Annotated in this window: 11 protein-coding genes; 7 read left to right on the forward strand and 4 right to left on the reverse strand. The window is 43.3% G+C overall.

What is annotated here, in order from left to right; translation table 11 throughout:
- Positions 1 to 101: 101 nt before the first annotated feature.
- Entirely contained in the window at positions 102 to 1145 is a 1044-nt protein-coding gene (gene aroB / locus H9628_RS05150; RefSeq protein WP_251833057.1) for a 3-dehydroquinate synthase, read from the reverse strand.
- An 89-nt stretch (positions 1146 to 1234) separates the two neighbouring features.
- On the opposite strand from aroB, the gene H9628_RS05155 reads away from it, so the two are divergent.
- The 6 genes from H9628_RS05155 (at position 1235) to H9628_RS05180 (ending at position 10334) form a co-directional block, all read left to right on the forward strand.
- Entirely contained in the window at positions 1235 to 2404 is a 1170-nt protein-coding gene (locus H9628_RS05155; protein ID WP_251833058.1) for a proline dehydrogenase family protein, read from the forward strand.
- A gap of 93 nt (positions 2405 to 2497) precedes the next feature.
- Entirely contained in the window at positions 2498 to 4942 is a 2445-nt protein-coding gene (priA, locus tag H9628_RS05160) for a replication restart helicase PriA (RefSeq protein WP_251833059.1), read from the forward strand.
- A 143-nt stretch (positions 4943 to 5085) separates the two neighbouring features.
- The gene (gene dacB / locus H9628_RS05165; RefSeq protein WP_251833060.1) at positions 5086 to 6546 is read left to right on the forward strand and encodes a D-alanyl-D-alanine carboxypeptidase/D-alanyl-D-alanine endopeptidase; all 1461 of its coding nucleotides are present in this window, start codon (positions 5086 to 5088) and stop codon (positions 6544 to 6546) included.
- A 79-nt stretch (positions 6547 to 6625) separates the two neighbouring features.
- A complete protein-coding gene (locus H9628_RS05170; RefSeq protein WP_251833061.1) occupies positions 6626 to 8560 on the forward strand; it encodes a M1 family aminopeptidase in 1935 nt (644 codons plus the stop codon).
- Positions 8561 to 8625: 65 nt separating this feature from the next.
- Positions 8626 to 9822 carry a glycine C-acetyltransferase gene (kbl, locus tag H9628_RS05175; protein WP_251833062.1) on the forward strand — a complete coding sequence of 399 codons (1197 nt, stop codon included), beginning with the start codon at positions 8626 to 8628 and terminating at the stop codon, positions 9820 to 9822.
- Positions 9823 to 9905: 83 nt separating this feature from the next.
- Entirely contained in the window at positions 9906 to 10334 is a 429-nt protein-coding gene (locus H9628_RS05180; RefSeq protein ID WP_251833063.1) for a DUF4268 domain-containing protein, read from the forward strand.
- Positions 10335 to 10347: 13 nt separating this feature from the next.
- On the opposite strand, the gene gldG is transcribed toward H9628_RS05180, so the two are convergent.
- From gldG to H9628_RS05195, 3 genes are read right to left on the reverse strand one after another with little or no spacing between them, the layout of a single operon-like run.
- A complete protein-coding gene (gene gldG, locus H9628_RS05185) occupies positions 10348 to 12003 on the reverse strand; it encodes a gliding motility-associated ABC transporter substrate-binding protein GldG (RefSeq protein ID WP_251833064.1) in 1656 nt (551 codons plus the stop codon).
- A gap of 21 nt (positions 12004 to 12024) precedes the next feature.
- Entirely contained in the window at positions 12025 to 12753 is a 729-nt protein-coding gene (locus tag H9628_RS05190; protein ID WP_251833065.1) for an ABC transporter permease, read from the reverse strand.
- 22 nt (positions 12754 to 12775) lie between these two features.
- Positions 12776 to 13327: a CopD family protein gene (locus H9628_RS05195; RefSeq protein WP_251833066.1), complete on the reverse strand. Its 552-nt coding sequence runs from the start codon at positions 13325 to 13327 to the stop codon at positions 12776 to 12778.
- Between the two features lie 139 nt (positions 13328 to 13466).
- Between H9628_RS05195 and H9628_RS05200 the strand changes: the two genes are divergently transcribed.
- Positions 13467 to 15632 carry a M12 family metallo-peptidase gene (locus H9628_RS05200; protein WP_251833067.1) on the forward strand — a complete coding sequence of 722 codons (2166 nt, stop codon included), beginning with the start codon at positions 13467 to 13469 and terminating at the stop codon, positions 15630 to 15632.
- The last annotated feature ends 77 nt before the right edge of the window (positions 15633 to 15709 follow it).

Genomic DNA, 15709 nt, shown 5'->3' on the forward strand with positions numbered 1-15709 from the left:
AATTAAACAAATGTTTAACTAAAAATTATTATAATGCATTGAAATTCAGGACTATATTAGCAGTATAGTCATAAAATTTAATAATAATGCAATGAATAGCACTATGCTGTCATGTTGTTATAGAAAGTCAGAACTTCGGTAATTTCATCATTTGAAACACGCTGATCGTAGCATGATGATCCAATCCCGTTGAGTAGAGAGAAGTTGATTTCACCTAAACTGTTCTTTTTGTCATTGGTCATCAAATGCAGGATTTCTTTAATTTTGAACGATGAAATGTCGTGTAACGGGAAATACTTTTTGATTTGTTTGATGATTTCGTCCGAAACCTCTTCAGTTATCAACTTGTTTAGATAAGACAGCCTTGTTTCGCATATCATCCCGATAGCAATAGCTTCACCATGCGGAATCGGGCAGCCAGACTTTAAAAACAAACTTTCAAGTGCATGCCCGATGGTATGTCCGAAATTCAGCGTTTTACGTATATTTTGCTCTTTGAAGTCCTGCTGCACAATCTCTTGCTTGATCCCAGTTGACCTTTCAATATAATGCGCGATGTTTTCGGGTGTTAATTCAGAAATGGCGGTCAGATCTTCCCAATGCTTTCGGTCTGCTATCAGTCCGTGCTTCAGCATTTCGGCAAACCCGCTGCGCAAATCTGGGTGAGGAAGCGTTTTTAGGAAACCCACATAAATGAAAATCTGCTCAGGATTTGCGAAAGTGCCCACAATATTCTTCAGAAACTGATGGTCAATGCCGTTCTTTCCGCCGATTGCCGCATCACACATTGCCAGAAGCGTAGTCGGTATATTGATAAATGAGACGCCGCGCTTGTAAGTGGATGCTACAAACCCGCCCAGATCCGTGATTACGCCGCCGCCCAGATTAATCATTAATGTTTTTCGGTCTGCTTCGAAATCTGACAAAATTTCCCAAAGCTGCGTGGCAGTGTCGATGGTTTTGAGTTCTTCACCTGGTTCAATCTCTATGACTTCATACGGAACCTCAGTGGTGACATTAGATAACAGAAACGGAAGGCAGTGCTCATGCGTGTTCTCATCGGTAAGAAAGATGATTTTCGAAGGTTTATTGCTTTCTAAATAGGCATTGAGCTCGCTGAAACTGTCGTCTAAAATTGTGATCATTAACTGAATTTTATCACAAAATTAAACTTTAAAATGGTTTTTCTATTCAGCTACTATCGTTAAATTTGCGAACATCCAAAATACCATCCATGAGCCTATTCAATGACACGCAGATCGCCTTCGCAGACAAATCAAACAGCCAGCTCCGCAAAGCCTACTGGATGTTTAAACTGATTGAGCAACCGGCGCTGACAAAAATCGGGACACGACTGCTGAATGTGGCGGTTCACAATAATTTTCCGTTTGCAGGTGATATCGTAAAATCTACTTTATTCGAGCAGTTTTGTGGCGGCGAAACCCGAGAAGAGAGTCTGAACGTGGTAAACCGCATGTACAAACGCGGCGTAGGCAGCATTTTCGATTATTCCATTGAAGGCAAAGAAGAAGAAAGCACGTTTGACGCGGTGTGCGCGGAGATTCAGGATATTGTTCGTTTTTCAGTTGGCAATCCGGCACTTCCTTTTATTGTTTTTAAACCTACCGCATTTGGCCGAATCGGTCTTTATGAAAAAGTAAGTAAGAAATCTACCCTCACAGACGCTGAGCAGCAGGAATGGTCACGCATTGTCGCACGTTTTGATGCGGTTTGCGGGCTCTGCCACGAAAACGGCAAGAAAGTGATGATCGATGCTGAAGAATCGTGGATGCAGGACGCTGTAGATTGGCTGATAGAGGAGATGATGGAAAAGTACAACGCGAAGGAAGCGATAGTATGGAACACCATGCAAATGTACAGGACAGGACGTATTGAATATATGCAGCAAAACCTGAAGTCCGCGAAGGAGAAAGGTTATTTTATCGGTTACAAGATTGTACGCGGCGCTTATATGGAAAAGGAAAGGGAGCGTGCCGCTGAAATGAATTATCCTGATCCTATTCAACCTACAAAGGAAGCTTCTGATAAAAATTATAATGACGCCATTGATTTTGTGATGGCCAATCTGGATTGTGTTTCCGCATTTTTCGGCACGCATAATGAGATCTCGAGTGAGCTTGTCATCGAAAAAATGAAAGCAAACGGTCTGCAGAACAATGACCCACGAATCTTTTACGGGCAGCTTTATGGCATGAGCGACAACATCACCTATCTTTTGGCGAATAAAAATTACAATGTTGCCAAATATCTTCCTTATGGCCCGGTGAAAGATGTAGTTCCGTATCTCACGCGCCGTGCGGAGGAAAATACTTCTGTAGCCGGTCAGACGGGTCGGGAACTCAGCCTGATCAGCCGTGAACTGAAACGCCGAAACGGGAAATAGGAAGCATGCTGCGATGCTCTTCCGCACTTCGCTCTTGCGAATTTTTCTAAATTTGCAGTTGCCGTTTCGCAAACTGTTTATGGCAGCCCGATTTTGAATTTCGCCCAAATCATTTTACCGCTTAACCTGAAAGGTACATTTACCTATAAGATTCCTTCTGATTTTAAAGATAAAATCGAAGTGGGCATGCGTGTGTTGGTCTCATTTCGGGGCAAAAAGATTTACACCGGCATCGTTTTTCAGTTTCACGACGAGGAGCCCGAAGGTTTTTTACCGAAAGACATCATCAGTTTGCTGGATGATGCGGCTATCATGCCTCAAAGTCAATTGCAGTTTTGGCAGTGGCTGTCCGAATATTATCTCTGCAACCTCGGTGAAATCTACCGTTTTTCGTTTCCAGCTTCGCTGAAACTAGAGAGTGAAACTTATTTGAAACTGAAGCCTTATGTTTCCGTTGCCTTTGAGAACCTTGATGTTCACGAGATGCACTTAATTCACGCTCTGGAAGTAAGGCAATTGATCAATGTCACAGAAATCGAAGCATTTATCCCAAAAAAGGAGATTGTAAAAACGATCAAATCGCTCATTGACCTTCAGTACATTGAAATTGACGAGAAAATCGCTGAAACCTATAAGGCAAAAGAAGTCGCGTATCTGAGACTTAAAAATCCTGCGGAGATACGAGCGTCTTTACCCGAAATTCTGCTTTCACTTAAACGCTCACCGCGGCAACAGGAACTTTTGCTAAGCATTCTGGAACATGAGACCGAATTTGCCGGAATACCGCTGAAAAAATCGCAGTTTCTGGATCAGGGAAATTTTGGCACAGCACCATTAAAAACACTTATTTCTAAAAACTGGGTTGAAGAATATTTCATGCAGAAAGACCGGATCGAGCTCTACGACGGCGAAACGGAAAGTCGCGAACAGCTTACACCCGAACAGCAGACTGCTACCAAAGAAATAGAAACTGCTTTCGGTCAAAACCAAAACGTACTTTTACACGGCGTCACTTCCTCTGGTAAGACGCATGTTTATCTTGAAATCATTGAGCAAACCGTATCTGCGGGCCGCACGGTGCTGTTCCTTCTGCCGGAAATCTCCCTCACCAAGCAGATTGTGCAGCGGCTCGAAAAAAAGTACGGACGTCAACTTGGGTTTTATCACCAAAAACTGTCAGATTTTGAGCGGGTAGAGGTGTGGCGTAAAGTCCGGAACGGCGAAATCAAGGTGCTGGTTGGAACCAGAAATGCGCTTTTTCTACCCTATTCGGATCTGGGGCTTATCGTTGTCGATGAAGAACATGATTCTGCTTACAAGCCCCGTGAAGTTTCGCCGTTTTTCAACGCCCGCGATGCTGCCTTGATGCTGGCAAATTTCTATGGCGGCCGTGCCATCCTGGGTTCTGCAACGCCGTCGGTCGAATCTTACTTTTTGGCTTTAAAAAACAAAATTGCACATGTAAAATTGAGGCACCGCTTTGGAAACGTCAATCTTCCGGTAGTTCAGATCATTAATTTCAAAGAAGCGCAGGACTCGAAAAAGTCTGTGGGCAACTTTTCTTTGGGTGTCATAGATGAGATCAAGAAGCAAATTGACCGACACAAGCAAACAATGATTCTGCATAACCGCCGCGGATACTCGAACGTGATAGAATGCGAAAGTTGCGGCTATGTGAATTATTGCTCAAACTGTGATGTGGTGATGACTTTTCATAAGTTTTCTAATGAGATGAAATGTCACTACTGTGGACAGAAAGCAGCAAAGCCAAAGGCGTGTCCGCGCTGTAATTCCGCCAATCTGAACCTTCGTGGCGTGGGTGTGGAGCAAATCCATGAAGAAATCTCAAGGCTCCTGCCCGATGCGGAAGTGGACCGGATGGATGTGGATTCTATGCGCAAGAAATTTGCGTACGAAAAGCTCTACGAAAAAATAGAGGAGGGCGAAACAGACGTCCTTGTAGGTACCCAGATGATTTCCAAAGGTTTGGATTTCGAAAATATCGAACTCGTTGCCATACCAAAAGCTGACTCCTTACTTTATGTGCAGGATTTTCGTGCGGAAGAACGTGCGTATCAGCTGATCACGCAGGTATCCGGCCGTGCAGGGCGCGTTTCGGGTGAAGGGAAAGTGATGATTCAAACTTATAATCCCGAGCATCCGGTCTTCAAGCTGATTGCTGAGCATGATTCCACCGAGGTTTACACCCATTTGCTCGCGGAGCGGCAAAAATTTCATTATCCACCATTTGTAAAGTTGATAATGATCGAAATAAAACATCGGCGTGAAGATAAAGCAGACCGGTGTTCGCAGTTTTTGGGTTCAGTTTTGCGAAAATATTTGCCTGAAGAATGTATTCTGGGACCTGAAAAGTCACCGATTGCGAAATTGAATTTGCTTTATCAATACCAGATCTGGCTAAAACTTCCGCGGAAGAATTACGCTGAATATAAATCACTCGTAATGAAAAGTTTAGACGAAGTGGAAGACATTCCGGCTTACAAAAGCGTGAAAAAACTGATTTTTGTCGATTTTTAACATAGTTTAACAGCTTCTATAAGTGTTTTAAGAAGCTTAATTCTGTTCCTACGGTAATATTTAATATTTTTGGGCGTTTAAGAAAGGTTAATTAAACCTTTACCTAAAACGTAAGTATCAGATAATCAAATAACCAAAATTAAATGATTAGACTTAAAAATATTTTTCTAGCGCCCTTACTTGCAATGTCGTCAATTACATTTGCTCAGGGCACCTTCGCAAATTCTAATATCCCACAGTCTTATGACAGCCATCCGAGTTCAATTGTAAAAGACTTTACCGCTCCGGAAAAATTGATGAGTCCGAAAGAGCTTTTGGACATCAATATTAATGCCATGAGCGATGATCCAGTCTTGCGTAATGCGAATTGGGGCTTCGTGATCTATGATCCTAAAACTAAGAAAGTGGTGAGCTCATACAATGAAACCACGCCACTTATCGCTGCTTCCACCACCAAACTGTTGACAACAGAAACCGCGATGAGCTTGCTGGGCAGTAATTTCCGATGGCACACACTTTTGGAACATTCCGGTGAAATAGATGCAGACGGCGTTTTGCAGGGTAATCTTTACATCGTCGGCAGCGGTGACCCTACATTGGGTACCAACAAAGCTGGCGCGTCATCGTACTCAGCAATCGCGGCAGACTTTCTGGATGCGCTTTCTTCAAAAGGGATTAAAAAAGTAAATGGCGATATCATCATTCAGACTGCCATATTTAAATCAAACAAACTGAATCAGTTGCCCGAAAACATTGTTTGGCTGGAAAACGGAAGTTATTATCTACCTGCTGGTTCTACTTCAGAGATCAGTCCGCAGAATGAAAAACTAATCGCGAAGTCATCAAACCCTTTTTCTGAGAGCAAGAATTTTTATTACATCTCACCTTACATCGGACAAATGGTTTACGCGGATAAATTTGAAGGTGCTGCCCTGACAACCAAGGTTGCGGATCCGCCAGCTTATCTGGCCAATACTTTCAGGACTTTGCTGGTGAAAAGAGGTACATCCGTTACCGGAAAAGTGGTGACGCGTCTTACTGAAACCAATCCTGAACCGCGTGTGAAGATAACGGCCTACAGCTCACCTGCCCTATCCGAAGTGGTTTATTACATTAATCAGCGAAGTGATAATGCTTTGGCGGAAGCAACGCTTCGGACTGTAGGTTTCCAGAAAAAAGGCGACCAGACGGCATCAAGCGGTAAAATTGTAGTAAACGAACATTTAAAATCAATCAACTTCGACCTTGACGGTCTGAATTATATGGACGGCAGCGGACTTTCGCGTTCTAACGTGGTTTCGCCCATTTCGCAGGTTAAGTTTTTAACGGGTCTAATGGACAGAAACTATTTCCGCAATTATTTTGACTCACTTCCTATTGCCGGGCAAACAGGTACATTAAAAAGTCAGTTTGTGGGTGAAGGCAATGGCCAGATTTTCGCGAAAACAGGGACATTAAACAAAGTTAAAACACTGGCTGGCTACCTAAAGACAAACAGTGGGAAGACTTATGTTTTTTCCCTGCTGATCAATAATTACGCTGGTTCTGTAGATCAGGTGAAAAACCGAATGGAGCAAATCCTGAAACCGGCTCTTCAGCTTTGATATTTAAAGATTTAAAAATCAGTGACCCTGCAAATATTATTGCAGGGTTTTTTTTACCTTTATCGGCAAATATTTAAAAATGAAAAACCTTTATGCAATTGCATTTTCATTGATTTCGCTTCAGACATTCGCTCAAAAAAATGAGGAAGCTGAGCGAAAAAGTATGATAAATAGCGAACTACTCAAATACGCGAAGATGATTGAGTACAACGTAAATCCGAATACACTTAACTACGATTTACGCTATCAGCGCCTTGAACTTGAACTTGACCCCGCTCAGCAGTACGTAAGCGGGACGGTGACAAACCATTTTATCCCAAACCAGAATATTTCGAGCATCTATTTCGATTTGGCCGATAATCTCACTGTTTCAGAAGTGAAATATCACGGTGCCAATGTAAGTTTTACGCAGCTTTCAACAAAGGAAATCAAGATCGATTTTCCGGCTGCTATATCTGCGGCCACGCTTGATTCACTTTCGATACGATATGCTGGCGCTCCAAATACCGGCGGCAGTGCGGGTGATGCGTTCACAACTTCTACTCAGGGCGGCGTACCGGCACTCTACACCTTATCTGAGCCTTATGGCGCGCAGGAGTGGTTTCCGACAAAGCAAAGCCTCAATGACAAAATTGAAAAAGTAGATATTAAGATCAATACACCTTCACTGTACAATGTAGCTTCAAACGGCAAGTTGATATCTGAGGCTGCCCTTACGGGCGGGCGGAAACTTACCTGGTGGCAAACAAACTATCCGATTCCCGCATATCTTATTGCGCTGGGAATCACGAATTATACAAAACTGAACGATACGATGGGCAACCCCGCGTTTCCTTTTGTCAATTATTTGTATCCTTCAACCACCACCAATTCTGGGATAATGTCAAATATTGAGTGGACCAAGACGGTGATGAACACGTTTGAACAATACTTTGGGCTTTACCCGTACCGGAATGAAAAATACGGTCACATGCAGTTTGGCTGGGGTGGCGGAATGGAACATGCTACGATGTCTTCAATGGGCGCGTGGAGTCGCGGAATTATCGCTCATGAATTGGCGCACCAGTGGTTTGGTGACAAAGTGACGTGTGGCGCCTGGAATGATATCTGGCTTAATGAAGGTTTTGCCACATTTGGCGAACATCTGGCTAATGAAAAATTGCTGATGACGAATACGCAGTTTTTAAATTATTTAGCTCAGGAGATGAGCTATATTACAAGCAGCCCCGGCGGCAGCGTGTATGTTGCGGATTCCAATTTGGGCAATACAGGTGCCATTTTCAGTGGCAGGCTCAGCTATTCCAAAGGTGGTTATGTCGTAAGGATGATCAAATGGATTTTAGGGGATGACGTGTTTTACGCTGCTTTAAAAGATTATCATTCAAGACCGAACCTGGCGTACAGTTATGCGCGCACGGCAGACCTTAAAAACTCTTTGCAGCAATCTACCGGTAAAGACTTCACGGAATTTTTTAATGACTGGATTTACGGCCAGGGTTACCCAAGTTACCAGATCCGATGGAACCAGACTTCAGATCAGGTCCTTCGTTTTCGCGTGAGCCAGACACAGAGCCATTCTTCAGTAAGTTTCTTCGAGATGCCGTTGCCAATCAAAGTAAATGGTACCGGTGGTCAGGTGGCATATTTGGTTTTGGATCACACAGCCAACAACCAGAATTTTGCTAACCAACTTAATTTTCCCGTGGCCTCCATTCAGTTTAATTATGAAAATCAAATCATTCACAGAAACTCGTCTGTGGTTAAAGATTCGTCGATTCTTGCAGTAAACGATACTACTAACGATGCGGTAAAACTTTATCCAAATCCGGCGAAAAACTACATCTCCGTTTCAGGTTTGAAAACATCACAACCATTTGAAATCATAAGTGCCGACGGCAAGCTCTTGAAGTCCGGGACTTATCAACCGGGCCAAAACCTGGATGTGGGTTCACTTGTAAAAGGTTTATACGTACTGAAAATTGACAGTCAGAACCTTAAGTTCATCAAACAATAAAGCAAAGGAGCCTTCAGAAATGAAGGCTTTTTTCTTAAATTAGCAATTCTAATAAAATTTACCTTATGATCTCCCAAAATTTCATCGATACACTCAGCAATGAACTGCAAAACATAAATAATGACGGACTGTATAAAACCGAACGTATCATCACTTCTCAGCAGTCTGCGGTAATCACCGCGAACGGAAAAGAGTTACTTAATTTCTGCGCGAACAATTACCTGGGACTTTCAAATAATCGCGAGGTGATGCAGGCTTCAAAAGATATGGTTGACAGTCACGGCTATGGTATGTCCTCCGTGCGGTTTATCTGTGGTACTCAGGATATCCACAAACAGCTTGAATCTAAGATTTCTGAGTTTCTTGGGATGGAAGATACCATTCTTTATGCTGCATGTTTCGATGCAAACGGTGGCGTTTTCGAACCGCTTTTTTCAGACCAGGACGCTATCATTTCCGATGAACTGAATCACGCGTCCATTATTGACGGAGTGCGTCTCTGCAAAGCTGCACGCTACCGTTACAAGAACAATGACATGCAGGACCTTGAAGAACAGCTAAAGGCCGCTTCGGAGAAAAATCACCGTTTCAGGATCATCGTAACAGACGGTGTTTTCTCGATGGATGGTATCGTGGCAGACCTCAAAGGTTTGTGCGACCTTGCTGATAAATATGACTGTCTGGTAATGGTAGACGATTCCCACGCGACCGGTTTCATCGGTAAGACGGGCCGTGGGACGCATGAAGCCAATGATGTGATGGGAAGGGTAGACATTATCACTTCAACATTAGGTAAAGCGCTTGGCGGAGCTCTTGGTGGCTTCACTTCCGGTAAAAAGGAAATAATCGATATGCTGAGACAACGCTCGCGGCCTTATTTGTTTTCAAATTCACTAGCTCCCGGGATTGTAGGAGCAGCGATGAAAGTTTTGGATATGATCTCCGATGATCACTCACTCCGCGACCGTGTGATGGAAAATGCTGAATATTTCAGAACTGAAATGAAGGCAAAAGGTTTTGATATCCCGGACGGCGATGCGGCGATAGTGCCCGTAATGCTTTACGACGCTCCTTTAGCCCAAAAAATGGCTGAAAAACTGATGGATGAGGGGATTTATGTAATTGGGTTCTTCTATCCGGTCGTACCAAAAGGCAAAGCCAGGATCCGTGTACAGCTTTCGGCCGCGCATACGAAGGAACATTTAGATAAGGCAATTTTGGCATTTGAAAAAGTAGGCCGAGAACTTGGCGTAATCAAGTAGATTAAAAATTTAAACAAAAATTACAAATCGGGCTTCGGCCCGTTTTTTATTCTTAATATTTGGCAAATTAAAAACGCACATAAATGTTCTCAAAAAACGAAGCGCAGCAACTTAAACAGGAATTCTGGACAGCTTTTGGCAAAAGTTTTCCGCGTAAATGGTTACTTTATGACACAAAGATCAAAGACTTTTCATTTAAGTTTTATGCAGACAACAAGAAAGCAGAAGTCTCGCTGGACATTGAGATGAAGGATGAACTCTTCCGCGAGGCCTATTACGACAAAATATGGTCTTTAGAAGCTATGCTCAAAGACGAGATCGGTGACTTTAATAAAGATTCGACCTATCTTTTGGAAAACGGCAAGATCATCGCGCGCATCTGGGTTTCAAAAGAAAACGTTTCAATCTATAACAAGGAAACGTGGCGTGATATTTTCGAGTTTTTCGTCTCGAAAATGGATGGTTTCGAAAGGTTCTTCTATGATTATGAAGATTTCATTAAAGACGTTTAGCGGTAATATTTGTTTAGCTAAACCGTTTTTTACGCAGCCAAACCAAAACTGCCGCAGCTAAAGCCGTAAAAAACAGCGGCAGCAGCAGATTGATCCATTGCCAATATGTCCGTTCTTCATCAATGCGCTGTCTGTCGAGCAGGCGGGCTTCGATGTTTCGGTTACGAAGTTCCATCAGGTTTGCATCATCCAGCAGAAAATCGAGTGAATTGCGCAGAAATTGGGCGTTTCCATAGGTCTGTTTCGTAAGCAAATCCTCACCTAACGGTAATGCGTTGCCTTTGAAAACCTGGTTTCGGCCCACATCACCATCTGCAATGACAATCATCCGGTTCTCACCACTTTCACTGCGAAAACCTGGGTAGGATCCGCGTTCGCTGCGCGTTTTATAGGCGGACGTAAATTTGCCTTCAAGAGAAACCGCAAAAATCCTCGGCGGCGAAGGCCTGTCGAATTCACTTAACGAATCCGCTTTCACGATTTCGCTCAGTGCGACATAATTCGGGACTTGTTTCGTGTTCGTCCGCGCACTCGATTCAAAAAGTACTCTGGTGCGCAAATTAGGCCTGCCCAAAGTATCGATTGAGGTAGGAAATTCAAATTTTACCGGATTGATGTTTTTCGTGATAGGATTTTGGCTTTCCGCAATGCCCAATGGAAAATAAGGCCATAAAAAACTGCTGAACTGTGGATTTCCGGCGATTTCCCCGGAAACGATTCTGATAAGCGCGGATTTTTGCATATCTTTTACCAAACCTGAATTGATGCGGATTCCATAACTGAAAAAAAGATCCGTAAGATTAGTCTCCATCGGATACGCCATTATTTTCTTCGACTGGAACAATGTATCCATTTCCGCATTCACCGCATCGATCATCCACAGCGTTTTCCCGCCGTTCATGATGTATTGGTCTAAAATTATTTTTTCGTTCTCAGGAAACGGTTTACGCGGTTTCGCGATCACCAGCGCATCCATTTGTTTCAAACGCGGCACGTCAGCCATCGAAAGTTCTGTCTGATTTTGCGGAATCACAGGACCTGCATTGTAATTTTCGAGCGCCATCTCCATAAAACCCTGAAACTGGTCGGGACCCAGCTCATCCTGATTGATGAGGATTCCGATGTTTTTTTTGCGCTCTTCACTTATGCTTTTAATGTTCGAGACAAAATTATATTCCAGATTTTCAATGGAACGGTTGAGCTGTTCATTGGCGTCGATTCCGCTCTGTGTAATTACCAGGGGAATGGACGTTCCGTAAGAATTATATTTAATGGCGGCATACGGAAACATCACGATTTCGGAGATCCGCCCATCCTTCATGTCGGGTAGAATGGAGGGCTGCATTCCCATTGCGGCCAGCGTGTCGCGTGACATCTTTGTTTTGATGGGATCGATGAATTTATAATCGATTTTTGGATTGATTTTCCGGAATTCCTGCAGCATGAATTCGGTTTCGTTTCGCAACTGACGAAAGCTCGCCGGAAAGTCGCCTTCAAGATAAACTTCCACCGTCAGCGGCTTTTGAATTGAATTTAAAACCTTAAGAGTAGATTCTGAAAGTGTATACCGTTTTTCCTGCGTAAAATCGAACCGGTGCGAGAAAACTCCGAAAGTGCCAAGCAATAGAAGCCCGGCGATGGCAATGTATATGAAGTTTTTTTTGTTCATCTTTAAAAATAAATCGCGATGCTATTTTTTCTTTTCAACAAATATTTTAGCTAAAAAAAGACAGAGCCCAACCACCAGAAGAAAGTAGAATACATCCTTTGTGTCTATAAGACCACGAGTAAACGCTACGAAATGCTGGTAAAACCCAAGTGAGGAAAGTACATAATCTGCACCGCCAAGAAGTTTATAACTTGCGAGTTGCTCTATGCCGAAATACATGAAAAAACATAAAACTACGCCGAGCAAATAGGCCATCACCTGGTTCTGCGACAGGGCTGAGGCCACAATTCCAACACCTGAAAATGCTGCTGCCAATACAGACAGACCGAAGTAACCTCCGAGAGTCGCGCCAAGGTCAAGGTTGCCGGCGGGAACGCCTAAAGAATAAACACTGTAAAAATACACGAGTGACGGCAGAAGGCACAAAAGTGCGACCAACCAAACCGCGAGAAACTTTCCCAAAACGATATCAGAAACCTTCAGCGGCTGGGAAAATAGCCAGTAAAGCGTTCCGCTCTGCTGTTCTTCGGCCAGCGTTTTCATCGAAAGTGCCGGTATTATAAACAGCAGCAGCCACGGCGCCAGTACAAAGTAGCTTTGAAGGCTTGCGCTGCCGATATCGAAGATATTGAAATCGTTTTCGAAGAAAAACAGGAACAGACCACCGATAATACTGAGCGCTCCGATCACCAGCCAAGCCGGCCAGCTCCCGAAATAGCTCCAAAGTTCTTTTTTGAAAATTGCAATCATATTTTATTATTCCCGTCAGTAGTTAACGGCCAGCTTTATTTTTATTTACGAGTTTTACGGTGGCGGTAATCGCGGCTACCAGGAGAATAAATCCAGTGATGAGCTGCCACCAATAAGCTAAAACAGCACCTTTAAGAATAACTGTGAAAACCACAAGAAACAAAATGAATGTAGCGATCTCGTTAGCTTGTCGAAGTTTGATGTTTTTTGTTTCAATTGATTTTCCCGAGAGATTCTTTAAATGAAGCACTTTTTTCCAGCACCAGTAATGATAGAGCACAAGTCCTACTAAAAACGTCAGTTTCAGATGAAACCACGGCGACTTCATCAGACCAAAATTTAAAAAAATGAGTGTAAGTCCGCTTGCAAGCATGATTACGCCGGCAGGCACCGTGATGATATTCCAAAGACGGCGCGCCATAAAAACATATTGTTCGCGCAGGATATTTTGCTTCGGGTCGGGGAAATCATCGGTGTCTTTATAATAGACGAAGATCCGAACCAGATAAAAAATTCCGGCAAAATAGCTGACCATGAAAATAATGTGAACTGCCTTCAGAATTACGTACAGCATCTTAGAAATTTAGCCGCAAATATAGTGGATTTTGAGCGGAATACGCCCCTCGAATTTTTTTGTTAAAATTACAGGTTTCGGTGTGTATTTCAATATTATTTACTTTTTTTGCAGATAAATAATCTATTTAATATTACATATGAAAAGAATTCTCCAAGTGTGCTTCACTTTTGCATTATTCGCTTTAGGGTTTTCGCAGAGCCTGAGGCCCGTTGCAGAAAAGGTGCAGCGCGCGCACAGCGCGAACAAGATGTTTGCTAAATACAGTCTGTTCACCGAAGAAAAATCGGTGCAGCTGCGAAATAAATACCAGGCCGCCGCAGATGGCGTCTCGGTAATGAAACTGAATACCGCGGAAATTTCGCGTATAAATGCTGAAAGACCGGAAGCTTTAGAAATGGTTTTCCCATTTGAGGGTAAAGATATCACCGTAGAATTGGTGAAAAACAATTTCCTTACCGATGATTTCAGGCTGAGTACTGACAAAGGCCGCACAACTTATTCACCCGGCGTATACTATCACGGGATCGTGAAAGGTGATAATGAATCACTTGTCGCCATCAGTTTCTTCAATGACGATGTGGTAGGTGTTACTTCAATTAGGAATATCGGTAACATCGTAATCGGAAAGACCAGGGATTCTGAATATTTTGTTTCTTACAATGATGCCAATCTTAAGCAGGCAAATCCTTTTAGCTGCGCGGCAGATGAACTCATTGAAAACCAAAAAATGGCGATGCCGTCTTTCGATCCGAAAACAATGACCGACAAAAAGACGGACAACTGCGTGAGGATTTATTATGAAGCGGGCTTCGGACCATATACACAGAATGGTTCAAACGTGCAGACTACCACCAACTGGGTGACTGCAATGCATAACAATATCTCTACGCTTTACGCAAATGACGGAATAACAGTAGCTTTAAGTGAAGTGATGGTGTGGACAACCACGGATCCATATTCCGGTACACCGTCGAATATCCTGAACCAGTTCCGAAATACAAGAACATCTTTCAACGGTGATATCGCACAATTACTTAGAAACCCCGCAACTACAAGTATCGCTTGGGTAAATGCACTTTGCAGCACTTACAAATATTCGTATTCAGGGGTAAACTTCAGTTACCAGAACGTACCTACCTATTCATGGAACATTGAGGCAATGACCCACGAGATTGGTCACAACCTCGGGTCGCCACACACGCACGCATGTGCCTGGAACGGCAATGATACCGCGATCGACGGTTGCGGTCCTGCATCGGGTAATGACGAGGGTTGTAACGCACCGCTTCCCACAAACGGCGGTACGATCATGAGTTATTGCCACCTTGTTGGCTCTGTGGGAATCAACTTTTCACTTGGTTTTGGTCCGCAGCCGGGTGCGCTGATCAGAAATACGGTAAATTCTAAAGGGTGCCTTGGAACCAACTGTGTAACCTCGTGTGCACTTACTGTAACCGGACTTACTATCACCAGTGTAACCGCTACTTCTGCAAGTGCAACAATCGTTGATGCTACGGGTACAAGCTGGAAATACAGATTGGCGAAAATGGACGGAACCGTTGTTGCTTCCGGAAATACGACCAACAAAGTACTTACTTTTTCAAACCTTGAGCAGGGAATTTATTACACCATCGCTGTAGGAACAGACTGTTCAGGTCCACAGGCATTTGCGTATGAGCAGCTTATACTTACCGACGCAGATTGGTGTGCGGGTGTTCCGTTTACCGATCCGGGTGGTGCAAATGCTAATTATGGTGACAGCCAGATAATCATTAAGACATTCTATCCTTCAACCACTTGCGCGCCTAATGCCAAACTTAAATTGGTATTCACAGAGTTTGCTACGGAGCAGGGATATGATTTCATGAATGTGTATGACGGACCAAGTACCGGTTCACCAAGATTTACAGGCGGTACACAGATCAGTGGAAATACCATTCCGGGACCATTTACTTCCACGCATTCTACAGGTGCCATCACAGTAAGATTTATTTCAGATCCAGGAGCAACTGAAGCGGGCTGGGTGGCTCATTTTGAAAGCTCGATCTTGGGTGTGAATGACGCTGCGCTCTCAAGCGATGTAAACATTTCGCAAACAGCTACTGCAGGTGTCTTTGCCATTACTTCGAAAGATAAAGTACTGTCCTATTCGGTATTTGATGCTTCCGGTAAAATGGTGTCTAAAGGTGCAAAGGTGGATTCTACAGTTGCAAAACTTGATCTGTCTTCTTTACCAAGAGGAACTTATGTGGTGAGCGTTACAACTTCAAAAGAAACTGTGACCAAGAAAGTGATTAGATAATTAATAATTGATAACGAAATTAGCCGGTTCTGAAAAGAGCCGGCTAATTTTTTTTTAATGTTTAAAGGTTTTTAAGA

Source organism: Kaistella pullorum (assembly GCF_014837035.1).
Taxonomy (GTDB): Bacteria; Bacteroidota; Bacteroidia; order Flavobacteriales; family Weeksellaceae; genus Kaistella; species Kaistella rhinocerotis.